Here is a 23405-nt window from a genome sequence, read left to right as displayed (position 1 = left end):
CATGACCGCGACCCGTCACCTGCTCGACTACCCGCGGTTCCTGGGCCGGCTCCTGTGGATGAGCACGGACGGGAGCTGGCGTTTCTACACGTGGATGACGGTGCTCACGGCCATCGCGCTGGTGGGTGCCAATGCCTGGGCGCACCAACTGGCCGAGGGCATGGCCCTCACGGGGATGAGTGACCATGTCTCGTGGGGCCTGTACATCGCCAACTTCACCTTCGGGGTGGGACTGGCGGCGGGCGCGGTGATGATGGTCATCCCCGCGTACCTGTACCACGACCACGAGATGCACGACGTCACGCTGATTGGCGAGCTGCTGGCGATCGCGGCGATCGCCATCTGCCTGCTGTTCATCGTGGTGGACATGGGGCACCCGGAGCGGGCGTGGCACCTGTTGCCAGGGATTGGCCGGTTCAACTGGCCGGTGTCCATGCTCACCTGGGACGTGGTGGTGCTCAATGGCTACCTGCTCATCAATCTGCACATCTGCGGCTATCTCCTCTACATGCGCTTCCTCGGCCGCAAGCCGCGCAAACAGTGGTACCTGCCGTTCGTCTTCCTCTCCATCTTCTGGGCCATCAGCATCCACAGCGTGACGGCGTTCCTCTACAGCGGACTCGGGGGGCGGCCGTTCTGGAACTCGGCGCTGCTGGCGCCACGGTTCATCGCCTCGGCGTTCATCACCGGCCCGGCGTTCGTCATCGTGCTGCTGCAGGTCATCCGCCGCTTCACGGGGCTGCCCATCGGCGAGGGCCCGCTGCGCACGTTGACGTCGGTGATGCGGGTGACGGTGCTCCTCAATCTGTTCATGCTGGGCTCGGAGCTGTTCACCGCCTTCTACACGGGCGGCTCGCATGCCACGGCGGTGCGCTACCTGTTCTTCGGCTCGCACGGGCACCACGCGCTGGTGCCGTGGATCTGGACGGCGGTGGCGCTCAACATCACCGCGGCGGTGCTGGTGCACCTACCGGCCACGCGGAGGCATGTGGGGCTGCTCAACCTGGCGTGTGCGCTGGCCTTCGCGGGCGTGTGGATTGAAAAGGGCATGGGCCTCATCATCCCTGGCTTCGTCCCGAGCACCCTGCACGAGGTGGTGGAGTACGTACCTACCCTTACCGAGTGGAAGATCACCGCGGGCATCTGGGCCTTCGGGCTGATGGTGCTGACCGTGGCGGTGAAGGTGGCGCTGCCCGTGCTGAGCGGCCAGCTCGCGGCCTCGCATGCCGCCGCTCGACACTGACACCGGAGGCAGGCTCGTTCACTTCGCGGGGGGCGCTCCGACGAGCTTCAAATCCAGCCCGTTCAGCTTCGAGAGGACCCGATCAAACCTGAAGGGCGGAGGTGTCTGGGGATACACGTACCCGGCATAGGGGTCGCCCAGGGTCCAGAAGAACGGCTCGAAGAGCCCCGGGGTCAGCAAGCCAACCATGTCTCCGACGCGGACACGGCCGGTAAGCAGGAGACGCTGATGGGCCACTCGGGCACGCTGTACTTCTGGTCCGAGTACCCGCCGAGCGCCGAGGAGTACCAGAGCGCCAGGCCATTCAATTGACGCTCGCCCCACGCGTAGGCTCGGGGAATGCGACAGAGCCCTCGGACCCTTCCGCCCGCACTCGTCCTCCTCCTGCTGAGCGCGGCCACGTGCACGCATCCGCCTCCTCCCGCGGTGTCCCAGCGGAGGCTCTGCGAAGGCCTGCGCGTCAGGACCGTGGAGGGGGCAACGCTCACCGGCGCCACCCTCAAGGCCGCGACCAGTGCCTTGCCGGAGTACTGCGAGGTGAAGGGCATGCTGCCGCCCTCGCTCCACTTCGAGGTGCGGCTGCCCACCGCGTGGAATGGCCGCACGGTCTACAACGGGGGTGGTGGCTATGACGGCTTCATCATCCCCGGGGATGAATACATCTCCAGGGGCTATGCCTCCGTCGCCTCGGACGGGGGCCATACCGGAGGCGCGTTGGATGGCTCGTTCGCGGCGGACCCCGCCAGACTCGACGACTTCGCCTTCCTGTCCGTCCACCGCGTGCTGCCCGTGGCCCGGGCGCTCATCCGCGAGCACTACGGCCGTGACGCCACGAAGACGTGGTTCGAGGGCTGCTCCAATGGAGGCCGCGAGGGGCTGATCGCCGCGCAGCGCTGGCCCGAGGACTTCGACGGAATCATCGTCCACGCCCCGGCCTACGACTTCGTGGAGATGATGCTCGCGTTCAACCACCACACCCAGCGGCTCATCCAACCTGGCGCCATGCCCTCGCGCGCACAGCTCGCGAATCTGGGCCGGGCGCTGCTCGCGGCGTGTGACGCGAAGGATGGCCTCGCCGACGGCGTCATCTCCCACCCGTCCGCCTGCCAGTTCGATCCCGCCGTCCTCCAGTGCCAGGGAGCCAGCGGCGACGACTGCCTCACGCCGGCCCAGGTGGCCTCGGCCCGCGCGCTCGCCGCGCCCTACGTGGTCGACGGAAAGACGCTGCACCTGGGTTGGGGCCCAGGCGACGCGGTGGACCCCGGCGGCTGGGCCCCGTGGCTCTCCGCGGACGGGAACCTCGGGCGCTCGGCGGGCCATCGCTTCTCCCAGGACATGATCCGCTACTTCATCACCCAGGATGCGTCCTTCGACGCGCTGACCTTCAAGCCCTCCGAGTGGCGTGCCCGTGTCGACGCGGTGACGGCACGGGTCTCCGCCAACGACACGGACCTGAGCCGCTTCCGGGCTCGCGGCGGCAAGCTCATCCTGCGACATGGTGGCTCGGACGGAATCATCACCTGGCGGGGCACGGCCGCGTACTACGAAGCGCTGGTCCGCGCGGCGGGAGGACTGGAAGCCGCGGATACCTTCGTCGAGTACTTCCCCGCCCCGGGCGTCAATCACTGCAGTGGAGGCGCCGGACCGTCCCAGGTGGATCTCCTCTCCGCGCTGGAGGGCTGGGTGGAGCGTGGAGTGCCGCCCTCCCAGGCGAAGCTGGTGGCTCACAAGCGGAGCGCCACGGGGGAGTCCGTCCTGTCACGGCCCGTGTGCAAGTACCCGCGCTATCCGCGCTACAACGGCTCGGGAGACGAAACGCGCGCGGAGAGCTTCACCTGCGTGGACCCCTGAGCCGGACCATCCTCGCTGGACCTCCCGCTGGAGAAAGCGGGGAGGGAGTCCATCGCTCCCTCGTCCGCCCGCCTTGCTGCCCGATGAGGGGCCGTGGCCAGATGGAGGGGCCCGCCGAACATTGAGCGAAGCGTCTTTGCCTCCACACCAGGAGAGGGCTGATGGCTTCGTCGACCCAGGGAAACCCCAGACAGTTCGCCGTCGTGACCGGTGCCTCCAGCGGCATCGGCTACGAGCTGGCCAGACAGTTCGCCCAGAACGGCTTCGACGTGCTGATCGCCGCCGAGGACGACGGCATCACGGAGGCCGCGCGGAGCCTCGCGAATGGCGCCCACATCGAGAGCCTGAAGGTCGACCTCGCGACCTACGACGGTGTCGAGCGGCTCTACGCGAAGATCCAGTCGCTCGGCCGGCCCGTGGATGCCATCGCCATCAACGCGGGCGTTGGCGTGGGCGGCGAGTTCACGGAGACGAAGCTGAAGGACGAGCTCAACCTCATCCAGTTGAACGTCACCTCGGCGGTCCACCTGGCCAAGCGGGTGGCCCGGGACATGGTGAAGCGCGGCAGCGGCCGGATCCTCTTCACCTCGTCCATCGCGGCCATCATGCCCGCGCCCTTCGAGGCGGTGTACGGCGCCTCCAAGGCCTTCCTGCTGTCGTTCTCGGAAGCGTTGCGCAACGAGCTCGCCGACGCGGGCGTCAGTGTCACCGCGCTCCTGCCGGGCCCCACGGAGACCCACTTCTTCCACCGCGCGGGCATGGATGACACCCGGGTCGGCCAGCAGAAGAAGGACGATCCGGCCCAGGTCGCGCGCCAGGGCTTCAAGGCGATGATGGCCGGCGAGCAGAAGGTCTTCGCCGGCTCGGTCAAGACGCGGCTCCAGGCCGCCGTGGCCCGGGTGCTTCCGGATCCCGCCAAGGTCCAGCTGCACCGGCTGATGTCCGAGCCGGGCTCCGGGTCCGATCCAGAGCCCGAGCACAAGTAGTCCGGAGCCAGGGGGCTCCCCAGGGCGCCAGTCCACGCGATAGGGTCGGAGTTTCTTCCATTCCTCCGCCCGCCATGAACCTTCCCGGCTTCCTCCGCGTCTACGCGCTGCCCGCCCTCTGGCTCTTCGCGCTCCCCCTCTTCGGTCTCTGGTTCTCCAGCCACGCCACCTCGCGCTTCGACCAGACCTTCCTCACCGCCATCGAGAGCCAGCTCACCCAGGACACCTCGCTCGAGGAAGCGATGCGGCAGGAACTGCTGGAGTTCTTCCGAACCGTCCCGGCCTCGGAGGCCTGTCTCTCGACGTCGGAGGAGCTGGCGGGGTTCCGCAACAAGCTCGGTGAGGCGTGTTCGGACCTGGAGCAGTTCGATTTGATGGGCCTGCTGGCACTGGGCTCGGTGTTGCTGGGGCTCGCCTCCGGGATGATCGCCCTGATGTGCGCGCTGGCGGCGTTCATCTCGCGGCCCTTCCAGTACGGCAGCTTCGTGGTGGGCTGGAACGTGCTCCGGGTCACCGGAGCGTTGCAGGCGCTCGCCCAGGGAGCCCTGGCCGTGTGGCTGTCCTATTGGGTGACGGCGGTGTGGTTCAACCGCTACTACCCGAAGCTCATCGGCATCATCGGTCTGCTGGCGGCCTTCGCCCTCTTCCAGGTGGTGGCCGCCATCTTCCGCCGCCCCGCCATGGACTTCGAGGTGGAGGCGGAGGTGATCGAGCCGTCGCACGCGCCGGAGCTCTGGGCCCACGTGCGCCAACTGTGCGAGAAGCTGAAGACGCAGCCGCCGGACCACATCCTCGCCGGCATCGACACCAACTTCTTCGTCACCGAGAGCGAGGTGCAGGTCGGAGAGCGGAAGCTCACCGGCCGGACGCTCTACGTGAGCCTGTCCCTGCTGCGCATGCTCGAGAAGTCCGAGGCGGACGCGGTGCTGGCGCACGAGATGGGGCACCTGCTCGGAGGAGACACGGGCCACGGCAAGCGGCTCGCGCCCATGCTCGCGCGCTTCGGCAACTACCTCCAGGCGCTGCGCGAGGGCTTGCTCACGCTGCCCATCTTCCACTTCATGGTGGCCTACCGCGGGCTCTTAGAGCTGTCGCTCGGGCGCAGCCGGCGCGCGAGCGAGCTGGCCGCGGACCGGCTCGCCGCGGGTGTCACATCGGGCCGGGACATCGCGCATTCGCTCGTGAAGGTGGGCGCGTACGCGAGCTTCCGTGACCGCGTGGAGGCGGACCTCTTCGCCCGCGGAGAGCAGCAGCGGAGCGTGGCCATCGCGCAGCGGGTCGCGCTCGGCTTCGCGCAGTACGCCAGCTCCGAGGCCGTGCACGGAGATCTGCATGGCTCGGTGACGCCGCACCCGTTCGACTCCCACCCTCCGCTCGCCGCGCGCCTGGAGAACGTGGGTGAGACGCTCTCCCAGGACGACGTGGTGAAGGTGCTGCTCGAGCCCACCCGCGTTTCCTGGGTGAGCGCCATCCTGGAGGCGGAGGCCATCGAGGCCCGGCTGTGGGGCGCGTACGAGGAGCGATTCTCCAAGGCGCATGACCTGGTGCTCGCCTACCGGTACGTGCCGTCCACCGACGAGGAGCGGCAGCACGTGGAGAAGCACTTCCCCGCCCTCACCTTCCAGGGCAAGGAGGCCGGGCTGGAGGTCCACCTGGACTACGCGCAGGTGAGCTGCACGGAGTGGGAGGAGCCCGTCCGCCTCGAGCAGGTGAAGTCCGCCACCACCGAGGAGCGCCTGTTCAAGAAGTACCTGGACGTGCAGCTCGAGGGAGGAGGCCTGTTCAAGGGCAAGCGCTCCATCTGCCTGAGCAAGTTGCAGGACGGGGACGGGATGCTCCAGGCCTTCGGGCACTACCTCGGGCGCCACAAGACCATGGAGGAGCACCGCAAGAACGCCCAGCAGGCGGCGTGAGCGAACGGGCCGGTTGCTCGCATGCCCGCTCTCGCGGGTCCCAAGGGAAGCCCTATTCCTCCTGGGGCCCAGGAGCTAGAATGATACCCGCCCGGCACCGCCCGCCTTCGCGGACCTGGACTGCTTGGATGCCTGCCCATCGCGAGCACATGGAATTGCTCCTCGTCAGTCCGCACCCCGGGTGCTCCGTGGGCCGGCTCCTCTCGGACTGGGGATACGGGGTGCGCCATGCCACGGCGGTCGAGCAGGCGGACCCGCGGCTCCAGGGCGTGGAAGGAGTCCTGGTGGTGGGCACGGGCCTCGCATTGGCCGAGGAGATGGCCCGCCTGCGCACCTCGGAGATGCGGCCCCGGCCCTTCCTCCTGGCGCTCGTCACCGCGTCGGCGGAGCAGGTGCCGCTGGACGCGCTGCTCGCCGCGGCGGTGGATGACTTCCTGCTCATGCCCTTCGAGCCCGCCCAGCTCCAGACCCGGCTCGAGTGGCTCGCCCGGCGCAGGCGGATCGGGATGCAGGCCCCCCTGGAGGATCCCCACTCCCGGGACGTGCACGACCGGCTCTCGGCCATCATCCAGACGCAGAGCGAGATCGCGAACGCCGGCCTCGAGCTGGAGAAGGTGATGTCGCTCATCGCCGAGCGCGCCATGCGGCTGTGTGGTGCGTCCGGAACGGCGGTGGCCCTGGCCGAGGGCGACGAGCTCGTCTACCAGGTGACGCACGGCACCTCGATGCCGCATCGTGGCTTCCGGCTGAAGCTCGCCCAGAGCATCACGGGGATGAGCATCCTGCGCGGCGAGGTGCTCCACACCCGGGACACCGAGAACGACCCCCGGGTGAACGTGTCCGCCACGCGCACCACGGGCATCCGCTCGATGATCATCGTCCCGCTGCGCCGGGTGGGCAGCACCGTGGGGGCCATCAACGTCAGCTACTCCGAGCCCAACGCCTACGATGACCTCGACGTCCGGACGCTCGAGATGATGGGCCGGCTGCTGGGAGCGGCGCTGAGCAACGCCGCCGAGTTCGAGGCCAAGCAGTCCCTGGTGGACGAGCTCGCCGCCACGCTCGCCGCGCTCCAGCAAAGCCAGGAGCTCTTCCACTCCTTCATGAACCACAGCCCGGTGCTGGCCTACATGAAGGACGAGGAGGGCCGGCGGGTGTGGGTGAACGAGCCGTGTGCCCGCTTCTTCCAACGCGACGCGGAGTCGATGTGGGGACTGGAGGACTCCGAGCTGCTGCCTCCCACGGCGGCCGCGCGGCTGAAGCGGGAGGACCAGGCCGTGCTCACCAGCGGGCAGCCCCTCCAGTCCGAGCAGGTGGTGCCCTCGCCGGATGGGACGCAGTACCACTGGCTCAGCCACAAATTCACCCTGCGGGATGCGAACGGCCGCCGGCTGCTGGGAGGCGTGTCCATCGACATCACCGCGCGCAAGCACGCCGAGAAGGCGCTGCGCCGCTCCGAGGAGAGCTTCCGCGCGCTCATCGAGGGGCTGCCCGAGGCCATCTTCGCGCACCGCGAGGGCAACCTGCTCTACATCAACCCGGCGGGGCTCACCTTCCTGGATCAGCGCTCGCTGGAGGAGCTCGCCGGGCGGTCCCTGCTGGAGCTCATCCACCCGGATGACCGGGGCGCGGCGGCCAACGTGCTCGAGGGCTCGCTCGAGCAGGGCCCCGCGACCATTCGCGAGGTGCGCTTCCTCCGGACGGGCGGCCAGGTGATGACGGCGGAGCTGAGCGCCCTGCGGCTGCTCTTCGACGGCGAGCCGGCCACGGTGGTGAGCGCGCGCAACATCACCGAGCGCAAGCAGATGCAGGCGCGCCTGCTGCTCGCGGACCGGCTGGCGAGCGTGGGCACCCTGGCCGCGGGCGTGGCGCATGAAATCAACAACCCGCTCGCCTTCGTGCTCTCCAACCTCGGCTTCCTCGAGGAGGAGTGCCAGCTGCTCGGGGAGCTCCTCCCGGAGGATCGGCTGCGGGAGCTGGAGGACGTGCTGCGCGAGACGAAGCAGGGAGCGGAGCGGGTGCGGCACATCGTGCGCGACCTGCGGACGCTCTCACGCGACGAGGGCGAGCAGCTCTCCGACGTGGACGTGCGAGCGGTGATCGAATCGAGCCTGGGGCTGGTGCGCAACGAGCTGCGCCACCGCGCGCGCCTGGTGAAGGACTTCGAGCCGGTGCCGCTGGTGCGCGCGAGCGAGGGGCGGCTGGGGCAGGTGCTGCTCAACCTGCTCATCAACGCCGCCCAGGCGGTCCCCGACGGGTTGCCCGGCGAGAACGAGGTGCGCGTGAGGCTGCGCGCCATCGCCGGGCGGGTCGTCATCGAGGTCCAGGACACCGGGTGTGGCATCGCCCCCGAGCTCCGCGACCGCATCTTCGATCCCTTCTTCACCACCAAGCCGGTGGGGACGGGAACGGGGCTGGGGCTCTCCATCTGCCATGGCATCGTGACGGGCATGGGGGGCGACATCACGGTGGAGAGCGAAGTGGGACGGGGCAGTACCTTCCGCATCACCCTGCCCATCCCGCGAGCCTCCTCGGGCACTCCCGAGCCGGGGAACGCGGTGCCGGCGTGAGAAACCCGTTGGGGATTTGACACCCGGAGAACCGGGCGGCTATGGGAGGGCCCACGTTCACGTTCCACGTGAGCGGTGAGGGGGATTCATGGCACTTGTGATCAAGTCGTGGACCGCGACCGAGACGCCGGGCGCGGATGGCATCTACGTTTCCATCGTGGGGCGGCAGGAGGGCTTCTTCTCCTGGCTGCTGTCGGTGCTGGGCATCGACGCGACCACGACCCTGCGGGTCGATCGTGACACGGTCTACTTCGAGGCGGGCTCGCTGGCGGGCTTCCAGCAGCGGGTGATTCCGCTGGCCAACCTGAGCTCCGCGTACTTCGGCTACGCCAAGCCGTGGCAGGTCGCGGTGGCGATCGGCGTGGCGCTCGGCGGGTTCTTCGGCCTGGGCATCGTTCTCGGTCTGCTCTACTACTTCCTGAACAAGACGCTCAGCCTCGGCATCATCGAGAATTCCGGCGTGCTCAGTGGCATCGAGTTCAAGCGCTCGGTCATCGAGGGCCAGAACATCAACGAGCAGGAGGGCCGCCGCGTCTGCAACATCGTCAAGCATCTGATGATGGAGGCCCAGGGCCGGCCCCAGCAGCAGCTCAGCCGCGCCTCCAACATCGCCTCCCTGCCCCACACCGGAACCTGAGCCACGCGCTCCCCGAAGGCCGGGCCTCAGCGCAGGCCCGGCAGCCGGGCCTTGAGCGAGGGCAGCACCACCCGGTCGTCCATCATCCGCTGATCGAAGACGAAGTGCTCGGTGGGCTCCACCCGCCACCGGCCACCGAGCCGCTCGTTCAGCGCGAGGACGATCTCGTGGTACGTCCACCGCTCGTTCGCGTCGAGCAGGTAGAGCCCCGGCTCGGCCCACGCGAGCGCCTGGAGCGCCCTCACGGTGTCATCCAGGAAGGAGCAGGCGGGAAACCACCGCGTGCTCGCCTCCACCCTGCCCCGCTCGCGCATCTGCGCCTCCAGCGAGGCCACCATGTTGTTGCCCGAGGGCCGCTCGTCGATCTGCCACCCCAGCCGCACCACCCGGGCCTCGGGGTTCTGCTCGAAGGCCCGCGTCTCGGCGCGCCGCTTCTCGTACCCGTAGCCCTCGGGGGCCTCCGGCTCCGAGTCCACCGTGAAGGGCCCGCGCGCCTGGTCCGAGAACACCATCGCCGTGCTGGAGAACACGAAGCGCACGCCGAGCTGCCGGGTGAGCCACGCCAGCTCGCTCGTCCACTCGTAGTTGATGAGCCACGACTCGTTGGCCCGTCCCGTGGGCCGCGAGGCCGTGGCCAGGTGGAAGAGCACGTCCGGCGCCACCGAGCGCACGAAGCGCTCCATGGCCCAGTAGTCGTCCACCGGGACGCTGTCCCGGTCCCAGCAGAACACCTCGACACCGTGGCGCCGCAGGTCCTCGCACAGCCGTGAGCCGACGGTGCCATGGGCACCCGTGACGATGGCCCTCATTGCGTCTTGCGCCCCTTGTGCGTCCGCGGCAGGGCGTGGTGGATGAGCTCCAGGTAGTCCACCGCCTGGGCCGGGGGCGGCGGGGGCGGCGTGCCCAGCGCGGCCAGCCGCTTGGTGAAGGCGGAGATGATGTCCGGCATCGGCCGCAGCGCCTGGATGAGCGCGTTGGGCCCCTCCAGCGCCTGCACCAGCGCCGCCGCCGCCTGTTGCAGCGGCAGGCCCCGGCGCAGCAGATCCTGGAACGAGTTGGACAGGGTGATGATGTTGTGCCCCGCCGACTGCACCATCTCCACGGCGATCTTGATGACCTGCGGGGCCGTCAGGTGCCCGTCGGCCAGCAGCACCAGCGCGGCCTGGAAGTAGTTGAAGACGGGCACCACGCGCGGGCCGTAGTTGGCGAAGTGCGCGGGCGGCGTCAGCCGGTCCAGGTGGATGAAGATGCGCCGCACGGGATCCGCCACCGGCGTCTTCTTCCACGCGGTGAGCACCCGCTTCGCCTCGTCCGGGTACACCGCGGCCGCATCCAGAATCTGCTGCAGCACCCGCTCGTCCACGCGCCCGGCGATCATGTCCGCGTAGAGCGAGTAGATGAAGGCATCCGCCTCGGCGTCATCGCCGAAGAGCACCTCCTCGGCCTCCACGGGCGCGTTGGCGCGGCTCTCCAGGATGGCGGGCAGCTTGTAGCCCACCTGCCCGCGCAGGGCCCGGAAGCGCCCGCGCATCAGGTTGCCCACGTTGTCCTTGAGGACAAACTCGTCCCACACCACCCCGTCCAGCTTGAGCTTCTCCTCCAACACCGAGCGCAGCTGCTTGGGGCTTCCGGAGACGATGCACAGCCGCGAGTCCCCGTTGGAGGCCAGCTCGCGGATGAGCGCGGACGCACCCGGAACGGCCTGCTTCTCGTGGGCCTTCTGGAAGGCGGTGCGCAGCAGATCCCGGAGCGAGTCGAACTCCGTCTGCAGGTACGTCTTGTCCAGGTCCCAGCGGTAGATGCGCCGCGGGGGCCTGGGATCGATGCGATCCGGAAGACTCACCGCGCCAGACCCTGCTGGATGGCCTTGCCCAACTCATGGGCCACCGCCTTGGCGGCCACCTTGCCGGCGTTGGAGATGGCCCGGGCCTTCGAGCGGCCATGCGCCTTGATGAAGATGCGATCGAAGCCGAGCACCGGTGCGCCCCCGTACTGTTCCCAGTCGGTGATGTCCTTGATGCGCTGGATGCCCCCGGACAGCATCGCCAGGCCCGCACGCCAGCGCAGGCTCTCCTTGTAGGCGTATTGGGCCAGTTCCACCACCGTATCGTGCACGCCCTCGAGCATCTTCAGGCACACGTTGCCCACGAAGCCGTCCGTCACCACCACGTCCGCGGTGCCCTTGGGAATGTCCACGCCCTCCACGTTCCCGATGAACTTCAGCCCCGCCATGGCCGAGAGCGCCGCGTGCGCCTCCACCACCTGGCGCGGGCCCTTGTTGGGCTCGGTGCCGTTGGACAGCAGGGCCACCTTGGGATTCTCGTTGCGTGAGATGATGCGAGCGTACGCCGCCCCCATCACCGCGAACGTCACCAGGTCCTCGGCGGTGGCTTCCACCGTGGCGCCCACGTCCAGGATGAGCGAGAACGGATCCGCCTTCTCCCCATGCCTGTCGCGGGTGGGGTACACGGCCGCCAGCGCCGCGCGCCGCACCCCGGGCAGCAACTGGAAGTGCCGGGCGCACGAGAGCACGCAGGCGCCCGTGTTGCCGGCGGACACGAGCGCATCCGCCTCGCCCTCGGCCACCAGCCGCGCCGCCACGGACACGGACGCGTCCGGCTTGCGCGCCAGCGCCTCGCCGGGCTTCTCGTCCATGCCGATGTGCTCGGAGGCGTGCTGCACCGAGATGCGCTCGCCACTGTGCTTGGTCTCGGCGAGCGCGTCGTCGATGAGGGCGCGATCCCCCACCAACAAGGCGTGGATGTGTGGTGACTCCAGCGAGAGCTGCGCGGCGCCCCTGACTACCTCCGCGGGGCCGTGGTCGCTCCCCATCACGTCGAACGCAATGGTGATGAGCTTGGTGGCCATGACGGCACCATCTTACACGTTCGTGGCAAACGAAAAGGGGCCGGATCCACTCGGATCCAGCCCCTGAGTCACTGGGAGTCCGGGCTCAGTTGGTCTCGCTGGCCTGGATGGTCCGGTTGGCGGTGTCGCGCTGGATGCAGCCCTTCGTCATGGTGTACTGGAAGGTGCCCAGCTCGTCGCGCCAGTACTCGCCCTCGTACGGCCAGTAGAGCTGGTCATCCGCCACTGCCACCGAGTACCTGTACTTCTTGACGATGGCCGTCTTGCCGCCGGCCTTGAGCTGCTCCTCCAGGAACTCCTTCTCCTTGGTGACGGTCTCGAACTTGATGCGCAGACCGTTGGCCAGCAGCTGCTTGAGCGCCACCAGCTCCGCCTCCAGCTTGCCCTTGGCCATGATGCCGGCCTTCTCGATGAGGCTGGTGCGCTGCGTCTTCAGGCCCTCGAGCAGCTGCTTGGACAGCTCGGAGTAGCGGAAGGTGTCACCCTTCTCGCCGAAGGTGTCCATCTCCGTCTCCAGCTCGAGGATGGACTCGTTCGTCTTCTTCAAGTCCTGGTCCGTGAGGGCCAGCCGGAGGATGCGCTCGAGGATGACGTCCGTCTCCCCCTTCTCCAGCCCCTCCTTGTTCTTCTTCTGCACGTCGGAGAGCACGCCGTAGTACTCGCTGGCCTCCAGCTGCTTCTTGGTGATCAGCTCCAGCTGATCATGCACCGGCAGGTAGGTGCGCTCGAAGTCCTGGAGGATGAGGCTGGATTCCCGGTAGCGGCAGTTCTCGTAATAGATGACCGCCTTGAGGATCATCGCCTCGGGGAAGTACTCCTCGCGGAAGAAGGGCGAGGACAACGTGATGAGGTTACCGAGGGCCTGCTCGTACTGGCCCACGCGGTAGTTGGCCCAGCTGGACTCGAACATGGACTCGAGCCACTGCGACGTGCCGCGCTCCACCTTGTTGAAATAGAAGAGGGCGTAGCGGTTCTGCTGCATGCCGTAGTGGGTACGGCCCAGCTGCATGAAGGCCAGCTCGCGCAGCTTCTGGTTGGCCGCGGCCTGCTCGGCGTCCAGGCCCGCGCCGGAGCGGGTGACGCGGATGATCTCCTTCATGGCCTCGATGGCGCCCACGGTGTTGATGTCCGTGCGCCTGGCGGCCGCGCTGGTGGCCCGGTTGCCGAAGCGGAAGAAGGCCAGGCCCTCGAGGTACTTGGCGCGCGGGTAGAAGACGTCCGTCTTGGGGATGAGCAGCGTGAGCCGCTTCACCTCGTTGAAGCTCTTGTCCGCGTCCTCGGCACGGCCCACCTGATCCAACGCCCGGCCACGCACGAAGTGGTAGCGGGCCAGCAGGTAGTGGAACTCGCTGCGGAAGCGCTCGGGGAACTCCTGGTTCGCGTAGCGGGCGATCTCATCCAGGATGACGGTCTCGTTCTTCGTCTTGCGGCTGATGAAGAAGAGCCACTCCAGGCTGGTGCGGAAGAACTTCGTCTCGGGACCGACGGCGAGGATCTTCGAGAACTCGCCCAGCGACGAGTGGTACAGGCCCATGCGGTAGAGGGCCTTGGCCATCACGTAGCGCGCCTCCATGTGGAGGCCGGCGAGCTTGGCGTCCTGGAGCATCTCGAAGGAGCTCATCGCCGCCTTCTCGTACTCCTCGTTCTTGAAGAGCGCGATGGCCACGTCCAGGCGCTGACGGTCACCGCTCTTGCCGGACACGTCCACCGCGTCGAAGGACATGGTGGGCGCGGCCTTGGGCTGGCTGGGCGTGTCCGCCGTCAGGTCCAACCCCATGCCGCCCTGGTTGGCGGAGGAGTCCTGCGCCGCGGGAGCCGCGGGAGCGGACGTCGCCGTGCCCGTGTCGGCCGGGGTGGTGGTCGCCGAGGTGTCGGACGAGTCGGAGTCCGAGTCGGAGTCGTCCTCCGCGGCCTGGGTGGCCGTGGGCTTCTTGCCCCGCGGCGGCTTGCGGGTCTTCTTCTTCTTCTTGGGCTGGGAGAGATCCAATCCCTCGAAGCTCTGAGCGGGCGAGGGCGTCGCCCACGCCAGCGAGAGCCCGAGGGTAGCGAGACAGAGGGGCCGGAGCAGACGTTTCATGACTCGGGATGGGCGGAGGGGAAGAAGAGGGACACACCCAGCTCGAACAGCAGCTGGTTGCGCAGCGTGGTGGCCGGGTTGAGGGCCTTCTCGACGTAGATCAGGTCACGGAACTCGGTGCGCACCGTCACCCAGCGGTTGAGGAAGAAGCGCATGCCGACGCCGATGTTGCCGCCACCGGTGAGCTCCGCCGTCTTGGCGGGCCCGCGGTACTGCACCGCGGTGGCCCCCGCCACGCCGTACAGGTCGAAGTGGAGGAACTGCTCGGCCAGCAGGGAGATCTTCCCGTAGATGGGGGCCCACTGGACGTCCACGCCGCCCAGCAGGGTCATCTGCCCGGGAGCCTCGCCATCCAGATCCGCGTAGGTGGGCTGGCGGCAGCCGCGGGTGCCGTCCGCACCAAAGGTGCAGATCTGCGCCGCGCTGGCCACCGTGTTGATGGAGTAGCCGGCGCGCAGGCTCAGCCCCAGCGTCTCGGTGGGGTGGTAGGTGAGCGTGCCGCCCAGGATGTACTTCGAGAAGAAGGCATCCTTGATGGACAGCGTGGCCGAGGGGCTGAACTCGAAACGGCCCTTCTTGAGGAAGAGGTGGCCGGAGACGGGACGGACGCGCTCGCGCAGGGGGCCGAGACGATCCTTGTCCACCTCGGACACGTCGCCGGCTTCCTGCTCGGAGGAGGCGGACGAGGAGGGGGCGGGCCTGGCCGGGGCGGCGGGCGCCGGAGCGGGCGCGGAGGCCGCGTCCTGGGCCAGGGCGGGCACGGGCGCCAGACAGAGCGCGATCAGCAGACGGGTAGCGGTCTTCATTCGGACTCCCGACCGGTCGACTTCATCGGGAAGAAGAAGGAGATGCCGGCATTGAGGGTCATGAGGTTCTGGGTGGCGCCCTTGCTGGTGTTGAGGGGCTGATCCACGTAGGTCGTGTTGATGAGCGCCACGTTCACCGCGAGGTAGTCACGGGCCACGAAGCGCAGGCCCAGGCCGAGGTCCGCGGCGAAGCTGGGGCCGCGGGGAGCCCCGCTGGTCATCAGCACACTGGAAGTCTCGGTGTTCACCACGCCGAGGCCGCCCAGGAGGTAGGCATCGAAGTGGAGGATGTCGTTGAGGAAGGCCACCTTGCCGTAGAGCGGGCTCCACTCCACGTCGCCCATGGCCGACCACTGGGGCACCGAGTAGAAGATGCGGCTGTCGAAGGTGCGCTTGGCGATGCGCACGTCATCCTCGGGCAGCACCTGCATCGCGGAGAAGCGCCCGGCCACCGCCAGCGTATCCGCCAGGTAGTAGGCCCCGCGCACCGCGGCGCCGAACTTGGTGTAGTACGGATCGTTCACCGACAAGGTGACGGAGGGCGCCAGCTCGAAGCGGCCCTTCTTCAAGTACACCTTGCGCTGCACGCTCTTGACGCGGTCGTCGAGCGTGACATCGCGATCCGCCGGCGAGAGCGGCTCGGCCGGCGGCGCCTCGGCCACGGAGGAAGGCAGCGGTGGCGGCTCCTCCGTGGGCGCCTCGGCGCTGGTGTCGGTCTCTTCCTGGGGCTTCTGCTCACCGCTGCTCAGATCGAGTCCGAGCCCCGTTTCCTGGTTCTGGGCAAATGCCGAGGCTGGCGCGATGCACAGCGCGAGCACGATGGCCTGGAGGCGATTCACTTCCGGGAGCTCCGTGTCATGGGGGCGTCCACCCGCCGATACACCTTCGAAATCGGAGGCTGAGGCAGGGGCATCCTATCCGTCACACTCACAACCCATCAACCGAACTCCGCTCGCCTGCTCCCCCTGTATGCGCCCGGGTAACACCCCCAGCGCCGCTTTGTGTATCCACTCGGTATTGTTGCAGGGGGAGTGTCCAGTGCCCTCGCCGAGAGAGCATCCATGCGACCAAGGTGCGATTGGCATGGGGAGGCACTGTGCTACGGTGGCGGCCCACATGAGCCTCATGAGGTGCACGTCGATGTCTTCGCGTCTGGCCCTGCTGGTGAGCGCCGTGCTGCTGTGCGGCGGGTGCAAGGTCAATTCCGATATTGGGAAGCGGTGCCTGCTGGTGAAGAAGGCCGCCGAGGGCTCCGGGAGGGAATCGGACCCCGTCGTGGCGACTGACCTGTCCGAGGGCCAGGACTTCATCTCCTTCGGCTCGCTGGATTGTGAGGATCTGATCTGCGTGAAGGACGCGGACATGCCCATCGAGACGGCCGAGAACGGGCAGGTCGCGGGCTACTGCAGCAAGGCCTGCCAGCCGAACGAGCTGGTGGACCCGTGCGGCGTCACCGATCCGGAGGCGCTCGAGTCGGTGAAGGACCGCATGAGCTGCCGCGCCCTGCTGCTGGATCAGCAGGCGCTGGACGACCTGCGCCAGACCGACCCGGTGACGTACCGCAACACGTTCGGCGACAACAACTCGCCCTACTTCTGCGCGGGCAATCCCACCACGCCGTGAAAACGGCGTAGAACTTTTCCGCGCGCCGTACGTGGACAGCGGGGCCCTCGCCGCAAGGAGCCCTCTGTCATGAACAAGACGGTCGCCTTCGTCTCCCTGGCCGCCGGACTCGCCCTCACCGCCCTGGTGCTGGGGCTGCCCCACGTGGCGCCGCCCCACCCGGCCACCCCGGTGGAGCCGCCCCGGCCCGCAACCGCCTCCAACGGCTCGTTGACCATGACGAGCCGCCTGTCCCACCCCTACATCACCCCGGGAAGCGCGGACCTCTTCGTCACGGTGGACATCACCGGCGTGGAGGTGCCGGGCTCCAAGCGCACGCCGGTGAACCTGGCGGTGGTCATCGACCGCTCGGGCTCCATGAGCGGCTACAAGCTGCAACAGGCCAAGCAGGCCGCGCGGCACCTCGTGGGGCTGCTGGGCCCGACGGACCGGCTGGCCATCGTGCACTACGGCTCGGACGTGAAGAGCCTGCCGAGCCTGGCGGCCACCCCCGCCAACCGCGAGCGGATGCTCCAGTACATCGAGGGCATCTGGGACGACGGAGGCACCAACATCGGCGCGGGGTTGCACGCGGGCCAATCGCACGTGGCGGCCCTCCGGGGCGACTACACCGTCAACCGCATCATCCTGCTGAGCGATGGCCAGGCCACCGAGGGCATCACCGACGACGCGAGCCTGACGGAGATCGTCAAGAGCATCCGCTCCGAGGGGGTGACGGTGAGCGCCATCGGCGTGGGCACGGACTTCAACGAGGACCTGATGCAGGGCTTCGCCGAGTACGGGGCGGGCGCATACGGCTTCCTGGAGGACGCGGGACAGCTGGCCTCGCTCTTCCAGAAGGACCTGCAGCAGGCGTCCACGAGCGTGGCGCGCGGCGTGGAGCTGCGCTTCCAGCTGCCCGAGGGGGTGACCCTGGGTGAGGTGCTGGGCTACCGCTCGTACCAGGAGGGGCGCACGGTGCGGGTGCCGCTGCCGGACTTCTCCTCGGGCCAGGTGGAGCGCGTGGTGGCGAGGGTGACGGTGGTGGGCGCACGGGTGGGAAGCGCGGTGGACGTCACGGGACTGAAGCTGGCGTACACGGATCTGCTGAAGAGCGCGGGGGTGGAGAGCGCGGCGAGCCTGTCCGCGATGGTGACGGAGCGGCGGGAGGAGGTGCTCGCGCGCCAGGACAAGGACGCCACGGTGTTCGCGACGCGGGCCATGAGCGCGAAGAACCTGAAGCTGGCGGCGCAGGCCCTGAGGGAAGGGCGCAAGGAGGAGGCGAAGGGCTACGTGATGCAGAACGAGGCGCTCTTCAACGAGGCCGGGGCGGTGGCGAGCCCGGCGGCGGTGGCGGCGGATCTGGCGGAGCAGAAGGCGGTACTCCAGGAGTACGAGCAGGCCTCCGACGACGAGTCCGTGGGGGCGGCGGTCAAGCGCACGAAGTCCAAGGCCATGAAGAGCTTTGGCAAGCTCGGCTCCACCTACTGAGCCCCACCCTCCCCTCTCCCCCGCCGGGAGAGGGACAGGGTGAGGGTATCGAGAGCCCTGGGTTGCCAGCCCGGGTCCCAGAAGAGGACCCCTGCCCCTCGGATTTCACCTGCTGGCCGTACGCTTCCGGTTGACCTGCGGAATCGCCCCACCCTATCTCCGCGTTCCCCGCACCTCCTGGACACCACCAGGAGGGCGCACCGGAGGCGAGAGCGTGAGCGCGGACACACCGTGGGTGGGCGTCATCATGGGGGGCAAGAGCGACCTGGAGCATCTGCGCCCCGGCATCGACGTGCTGAAGGAGCTGGGCATCCCGCATGAGGTGCGGGTGGTGTCGGCCCACCGCACGCCGGACTGGATGATTCAGTACGCGGAGACGGCCGAGAGCCGCGGCCTGTCCGTCATCATCGCGGCGGCCGGAGGCGCGGCCCACCTGCCGGGCATGGTGGCGAGCAAGACGCTGCTGCCCGTGCTCGGCGTGCCCATCCCCGCCACCGTGCTCAACGGCTTCGACGCGTTGATGTCCATCGTGCAGATGCCCAAGGGCGTGCCGGTGGGGACCATGGCCATTGGCAAGCCGGGCGCCATCAACGCCGCGCTGTACGCCGCCTCCATCCTGTCGCTCAAGTACCCGGAGCTCCGCGCGCGGCTCGCCGCCTGGCGGCAGGCCCGCACCGACGAGGTGCTCCGGGACCGGGAGATCGCATGAACAGCAAGAGGACCATCCTGCCGGGCGGCACGCTCGGCATCCTCGGGGGTGGGCAGCTGGGCCGGATGATGGCGCTGTCCGCGCGCACCCTCGGCTATCAGGTGCAGGCGTTGGATCCGGACCCGGCGTGCTCCGCGCGATTCGTGGTGGATCAGTGCTACACGGCCGACTACAGCAACGTGGGGGACGCCACCCGGATGGCCCGCGCCTGCGACGTGGTGACGCTGGAGATCGAGAAGATCCCCATGGACACCCTGCGCGCCGTCGCGCAGCACGCCCCGATGCGGCCGGGCCCCGGCGTGCTCGACGTGGTGCAGAACCGCGGGCGGCAGCGGGCCTGGCTGGCGAAGCACGGCTTCCCCCAGGGCCCGTGGAAGCAGGCGGACCTGCAGGAATCCCTGGCCACGGCGGCCACCGAGCTGGGCGGGCGCTGCTTCGTGAAGTCGTGCGAGGGCGGCTATGACGGCCGGGGCCAGTACCAGGTGAAGTCCGCCGCCGAGGCCCCCGAGGCCTGGCGCGAGCTGGGCCAGCGCCCGGTGGTGGTGGAGGCCGCGCTGGAGCTGGAGGCCGAGCTGTCCGTGCTGGTGGCGCGCTCACCCAACGGCGAGGTGGTGGTGTACCCGCCGGCCTACAACCACCACGAGGAGCGCATCCTCGACTGGTCCCTGCTGCCGGGCCAGGTGCCGCCCCAGGTGAGCACCCAGGCCACGGAGCTCGCCCGGGCCATGGCCACGGCGCTCGAGGTCGAGGGCCTGCTGGTGGTGGAGATGTTCCTCCTGAAGGACGGCCGGCTGCTGGTGAACGAGCTGGCGCCCCGCCCGCACAACAGCTTCCACGCCACGGAGGTGGCCTGCCTCACCAGCCAGTTCGAGCAGGCGGTGCGCGCGGTGTGCAACCTGCCGCTGGGCTCCGTGGAGGTGGTGCGGCACGCGGCCATCGTCAACCTGCTGGGCGACCTGTGGCTGCGCGAGGGTGGGCCCCGTTTCGAGTCCGTGCTGGCCATGCCGGGCGTGCGCCTGCACCTGTATGGCAAGCGCGAGGCGCGCAAGGGCCGGAAGATGGGGCACCTGTCCGCCGTGGGCACCACGCCCGAGGAAGCGCTCGCCCGCATCAAGGCCGCTCGCCAGGCGCTGGGAGCGTGACACCGTGAAGACGAACGCGGCACGGCTGCTGGACTCGCTCGGCATCCGCTACGAGCTGCGCGACTACGACGTGGACCCGGAGGACCTCTCCGCCGAGACCGTGGCCACCAAGGTGGGCATGCCTCCGGAGCAGGTCTTCAAGACGCTCGTGGCCCGTGGAGACCGCACCGGCGTGCTCATGGCCGTGGTGCCCGGCAATGGCGAGCTGGATCTCAAGGCGCTCGCGCGGCTCAGCGGAGATCGCAAGGTGGACACCGTGCCACTCAAGGAGCTCCAGCCGCTCACCGGGTACATCCGTGGCGGCTGCACGGCCATCGGGGGCAAGAAGGACTACCCCGTGTTCGTGGATGAGACGCTCGAGCTCTTCGATGTCATCGCCGTGTCCGCGGGCGTGCGGGGCACGCAACTCGTGCTCGCTCCCGCGGATTACCTGCGCGTCACCCAGGGCAAGGTGGGACCCATCTCGCGCGACAAGCCCCAGGGGTAGCAGAGGGCCACAGCGCCCTACTGGAAACTTGCCATGCGAGCAGCCTCGCACTGTCGGGTAAGGGTCCCTGTTCCGGGTTCTCCTTCATGAGTGAATGGCCGACATGCCATCCTCGCGCGCCGTTGTCTGCCCCCCCCCTCTTCGACGGAGCTGCGCATGGGTGTGCTCACCAGGAATAACGTCAAGGTGCAGGACCAGGACGCACAACCCATGCTCTTCGCGCACGGCTTCGGGTGTGATCAGAACATGTGGCGCTTCGTCGCGCCCGACTTCGCGCGCGACTACCGCACCATCCTCTTCGATCACGTGGGTGCGGGCGGTTCGGAGCTTTCCGCATACAACCGCACGAAGTACGGGACGCTGCGGGGTTACGCCGACGACGTCCTGGAGATCTGCCGCGAGCTCCACCTCGAGCAGGTGGTCTTCGTCGGCCATTCCGTGAGTGCGATGATCGGAGTGCTGGCGGCGCTCGAGGAGCCGGAACGTTTCTCCAGGCTCGTGCTCGTCGGGCCGTCGCCCTGCTACATCAACGATGGAGAGTATCCCGGTGGCTTCACGCCCATGGACATCGAGCAGATGCTGGAGTCGCTCGACGACAACTATCTCGGCTGGTCCAGCACGATGGCACCCATGATCATGGGCAATCCGGACCGTCCCGAGCTCGGAGCGGAGCTCACCAACAGCTTCTGCCGCACACATCCCGAGATCGCGAAGCACTTCGCACGCGTCACCTTCCTCTCCGATAACCGGGCCGACCTGCCGAAGGTCAGGACTCCCTCCCTGGTACTCCAGTGCTCGAACGATCCCATCGCGGCGCACGCCGTGGGTGAGTACGTGCACCGCCACCTGGCGGGCAGCGAGCTGGTGCTCATGAAGGCGACCGGGCACTGCCCGAACCTGAGCGCCCCCGCGGAGACCATCGCCGCGATGAGGGCGTTCCTGGGAGTCCGAGCGAACCGTGTCGCGAGTTGACGAGGAGCGCACCTCCTTCGAGGAGGGACAGTTCGAGGAGTCCGCGGAAGAGCTCTACGAACATGCTCCGTGTGGCTACATCTCGACGCGTCCGGACGGGCTGATCATCAAGGTCAACCAGACCTTCCTAGACTGGACCGGCTATCAACGCGAGGAGCTGCTCGGCCGCAAGCGGTTCTACGAGCTGCTCACGATGGCCGGACGCATCTACCACGAGACGCACTACGCACCGCTCCTGCAGATGCAGGGCTTCGTCCGGGAAATCGCTCTCGAGCTGGTGTGTACCGACCGCCGCACGCTCCCCATCCTGCTCAACTCGGTGCAGAAGAAGGATGCCGCCGGCACGCCCCTCTACCACCGGACGACGATCTTCAACGCGACGGATCGCAAGCTCTACGAGCGTGAGCTGCTGCTGGCGCGCAAGAAGGCCGAGCAGGTGGCCCAGAGCAAGGCCATCCTCCTGGCGACGATCAGCCACGAGATCCGCAATCCCCTCAACGCGATCACCGCCGCCACCCGGCTGCTGGGGATGACAGCGCTCTCCGAGAAGCAGGAGAAGTACCTTCGAATCCTCGCGACGTCTTCGAGCAGCCTGCTCGATCTCGTCAACGACATCCTCGATTGGAGCAAGATCGAAGCGGGAAAGATCTCCCTGGAACAGCGACCGTTCGATCCGCGCGAGCTGCTCAGCGGCATCGTGAACGGCCTGGCTGCCCGGGCCGAGGAGAAGAAGCTCCTGCTCCACGCCAACCTCGACGAAAAGCTGCCGGCCCGTCTTCTGGGCGACCCGGTCAAGCTCGGGCAGATCCTCACCAACCTCACGAGCAACGCGATCAAGTTCACGGAGAGCGGCTCGGTCACCCTCACGTTGGCCGTCCGCGCACAGCACGACGACGAGTTCACGGTGGACGTCCGGGTGAGCGACACCGGGATCGGGATCTCTCCGGATCAACTGGCCGCCATCTTCGAGGAGTACACCCAGGCGAGCTACGACATCGGGATGAAGTACGGAGGCACGGGCCTTGGCCTCTCCATCAGCCGCAAGCTGCTCGAGCTGCATGGCAGCAAGATGTCCGTCGAGAGCGTGGTGGGACAGGGCTCCAGCTTCTCCTTCGAGCTGCGCTTGAAGACCGGGGAGAATCTCCCCATCGAGGCTCCCAGGAGCGCGGCCCCCGAGCAGGCACTGCGAGGGCTGCGCGTGCTCCTCGCCGAGGATAGCGAGGTCAACACCTATGTCCTCACCCGCTGGCTCGAACGTTGGGGGATTGCCTTCGACACGGTCCAGAACGGGCGGATGGCGGTGGAGCAGGTTCGCAAGGGAGGCTACGACCTCGTGCTCATGGACCTGCACATGCCGGAGCTCAACGGATACGAGGCAACGCGGACCATCCGGCAACTGCCGGACGAGCGGCTTCGCCAGCTTCCGATCATCGCCATCTCGGCATCCGCACGAATCTGGCAGCAGGGCAGCGTCAGGGCTTCTGGCTTCACCGACTTCATCGGCAAACCCTTCGACACGGACGTGCTGTATCGCATGATGGCGCTGCATACGTCGCGCGAGCTGCCGAATCCGCCGGAGCCCCTGGTGCAAGAGCCAGCCCATCGGCCCCCTGAGCCGATCGCGAGTTCCACCGCCCCGGCCCCCGACTTCAGCCTCGCCGGGCTGGAGCAACGAGCGGCTGGCGACCCACAGGTCCGCGCGGCGCTGGCCCGCCTCACGCTCCATGAGCTCGAGCAGACCAGGCCCGCGCTCCGGTCCGCGCTCGCGGCGGGCGCCGCCGACAAGCTCGAGCGCCTCTGCCAGGAACTCGAGGGGACCCTCCGGCTGCTCGATGCCAATGCGCTCACGGCGGCCCTCCGCCGCGCGAAGAGCCTGCTCGCCAGCCGCCAGCGAACCCACGCGCGTGTGCAGGCGGTCACGCTCGCGGTCGATTGGGAGATGGAGACGCTCATCGAGGCCCTGGCCAGCATCGCGAACCAGGACTTCTGAGCGGGCCGCTCTTCGCAGGAGCAGACCCTCACCCCGACCATCTCCCAGAGGGAGAAGGAGT

General features: G+C 68.3%; 20 protein-coding genes. 13 read left to right on the top strand and 7 right to left on the bottom strand.

What is annotated here, in order from left to right; translation table 11 throughout:
* Position 1: 1 nt before the first annotated feature.
* Positions 2 to 1243 carry a sulfate reduction electron transfer complex DsrMKJOP subunit DsrP gene (dsrP, locus tag Q664_RS15300; protein WP_043395115.1) on the top strand — a complete coding sequence of 414 codons (1242 nt, stop codon included), beginning with the start codon at positions 2 to 4 and terminating at the stop codon, positions 1241 to 1243.
* Positions 1244 to 1261: 18 nt separating this feature from the next.
* On the opposite strand, the gene Q664_RS57720 is transcribed toward dsrP, so the two are convergent.
* Entirely contained in the window at positions 1262 to 1432 is a 171-nt protein-coding gene (locus tag Q664_RS57720) for a hypothetical protein (RefSeq protein ID WP_200883705.1), read from the bottom strand.
* A gap of 150 nt (positions 1433 to 1582) precedes the next feature.
* Between Q664_RS57720 and Q664_RS15295 the strand changes: the two genes are divergently transcribed.
* The 5 genes from Q664_RS15295 (at position 1583) to Q664_RS15275 (ending at position 9200) form a co-directional block, all read left to right on the top strand.
* Positions 1583 to 3094 carry a tannase/feruloyl esterase family alpha/beta hydrolase gene (locus Q664_RS15295; RefSeq protein WP_043395113.1) on the top strand — a complete coding sequence of 504 codons (1512 nt, stop codon included), beginning with the start codon at positions 1583 to 1585 and terminating at the stop codon, positions 3092 to 3094.
* 161 nt (positions 3095 to 3255) lie between these two features.
* Positions 3256 to 4080 (top strand): SDR family NAD(P)-dependent oxidoreductase, encoded by an 825-nt coding sequence (locus tag Q664_RS15290; RefSeq protein WP_052518139.1) that lies wholly within the window; start codon positions 3256 to 3258, stop codon positions 4078 to 4080.
* 74 nt (positions 4081 to 4154) lie between these two features.
* Positions 4155 to 5993 (top strand): M48 family metallopeptidase, encoded by a 1839-nt coding sequence (locus Q664_RS15285; protein WP_043395112.1) that lies wholly within the window; start codon positions 4155 to 4157, stop codon positions 5991 to 5993.
* A gap of 128 nt (positions 5994 to 6121) precedes the next feature.
* Positions 6122 to 8563, top strand: coding sequence for an ATP-binding protein (locus Q664_RS15280; RefSeq protein ID WP_152622117.1), 2442 nt, complete (start codon positions 6122 to 6124; stop codon positions 8561 to 8563).
* An 88-nt stretch (positions 8564 to 8651) separates the two neighbouring features.
* Positions 8652 to 9200, top strand: coding sequence for a hypothetical protein (locus tag Q664_RS15275; RefSeq protein ID WP_052518137.1), 549 nt, complete (start codon positions 8652 to 8654; stop codon positions 9198 to 9200).
* Between the two features lie 26 nt (positions 9201 to 9226).
* On the opposite strand, the gene Q664_RS15270 is transcribed toward Q664_RS15275, so the two are convergent.
* From Q664_RS15270 to Q664_RS15245, 6 genes are all read right to left on the bottom strand, one after another.
* A complete protein-coding gene (locus Q664_RS15270) occupies positions 9227 to 10009 on the bottom strand; it encodes a sugar nucleotide-binding protein (protein WP_043395110.1) in 783 nt (260 codons plus the stop codon).
* Positions 10006 to 11043, bottom strand: a complete 1038-nt coding sequence (locus Q664_RS15265) for a phosphatase domain-containing protein (protein WP_043395108.1) — start codon at positions 11041 to 11043, stop codon at positions 10006 to 10008. The genes Q664_RS15270 and Q664_RS15265 overlap by 4 nt, the downstream gene beginning before the upstream one ends.
* Entirely contained in the window at positions 11040 to 12068 is a 1029-nt protein-coding gene (plsX, locus tag Q664_RS15260; protein ID WP_043395107.1) for a phosphate acyltransferase PlsX, read from the bottom strand. The genes Q664_RS15265 and plsX overlap by 4 nt, the downstream gene beginning before the upstream one ends.
* 85 nt (positions 12069 to 12153) lie before the next feature.
* A complete protein-coding gene (gene gltC, locus Q664_RS15255; protein ID WP_043395105.1) occupies positions 12154 to 14145 on the bottom strand; it encodes an adventurous gliding motility protein GltC in 1992 nt (663 codons plus the stop codon).
* On the bottom strand, positions 14142 to 14951 hold the full coding sequence (locus Q664_RS15250) for an outer membrane beta-barrel domain-containing protein (protein WP_043395103.1): 810 nt from the start codon (positions 14949 to 14951) through the stop codon (positions 14142 to 14144). Before Q664_RS15250 ends, gltC begins: the two co-directional genes overlap by 4 nt.
* The gene (locus Q664_RS15245) at positions 14948 to 15790 is read right to left on the bottom strand and encodes an outer membrane beta-barrel domain-containing protein (protein ID WP_043395101.1); all 843 of its coding nucleotides are present in this window, start codon (positions 15788 to 15790) and stop codon (positions 14948 to 14950) included. The genes Q664_RS15250 and Q664_RS15245 overlap by 4 nt, the downstream gene beginning before the upstream one ends.
* 301 nt (positions 15791 to 16091) lie before the next feature.
* Between Q664_RS15245 and cglC the strand changes: the two genes are divergently transcribed.
* From cglC to Q664_RS15210, 7 genes are all read left to right on the top strand, one after another.
* A complete protein-coding gene (gene cglC, locus Q664_RS15240) occupies positions 16092 to 16574 on the top strand; it encodes an adventurous gliding motility lipoprotein CglC (protein ID WP_052518136.1) in 483 nt (160 codons plus the stop codon).
* Between the two features lie 69 nt (positions 16575 to 16643).
* A complete protein-coding gene (locus Q664_RS15235) occupies positions 16644 to 18044 on the top strand; it encodes a vWA domain-containing protein (protein WP_043395097.1) in 1401 nt (466 codons plus the stop codon).
* Between the two features lie 247 nt (positions 18045 to 18291).
* Positions 18292 to 18753 carry a 5-(carboxyamino)imidazole ribonucleotide mutase gene (gene purE, locus Q664_RS15230; RefSeq protein WP_043395210.1) on the top strand — a complete coding sequence of 154 codons (462 nt, stop codon included), beginning with the start codon at positions 18292 to 18294 and terminating at the stop codon, positions 18751 to 18753.
* Positions 18750 to 19895: a 5-(carboxyamino)imidazole ribonucleotide synthase gene (purK, locus tag Q664_RS15225; protein WP_043395094.1), complete on the top strand. Its 1146-nt coding sequence runs from the start codon at positions 18750 to 18752 to the stop codon at positions 19893 to 19895. Before purE ends, purK begins: the two co-directional genes overlap by 4 nt.
* 4 nt (positions 19896 to 19899) lie before the next feature.
* Positions 19900 to 20382: a Cys-tRNA(Pro) deacylase gene (ybaK, locus tag Q664_RS15220; RefSeq protein WP_043395091.1), complete on the top strand. Its 483-nt coding sequence runs from the start codon at positions 19900 to 19902 to the stop codon at positions 20380 to 20382.
* A 156-nt stretch (positions 20383 to 20538) separates the two neighbouring features.
* Positions 20539 to 21354 (top strand): alpha/beta fold hydrolase, encoded by an 816-nt coding sequence (locus Q664_RS15215; protein WP_043395089.1) that lies wholly within the window; start codon positions 20539 to 20541, stop codon positions 21352 to 21354.
* Positions 21341 to 23344, top strand: coding sequence for a PAS domain-containing hybrid sensor histidine kinase/response regulator (locus Q664_RS15210; protein ID WP_052518135.1), 2004 nt, complete (start codon positions 21341 to 21343; stop codon positions 23342 to 23344). The genes Q664_RS15215 and Q664_RS15210 overlap by 14 nt, the downstream gene beginning before the upstream one ends.
* Positions 23345 to 23405 lie beyond the last annotated feature (61 nt).

Origin of the sequence: Archangium violaceum Cb vi76 (assembly GCF_000733295.1) — a bacterium.
Classification (GTDB): domain Bacteria; phylum Myxococcota; class Myxococcia; order Myxococcales; family Myxococcaceae; genus Archangium; species Archangium violaceum.
The sequence above is the reverse complement of the archived record's forward strand: the minus strand, read 5'-3'. Positions and strand labels throughout refer to the sequence as shown.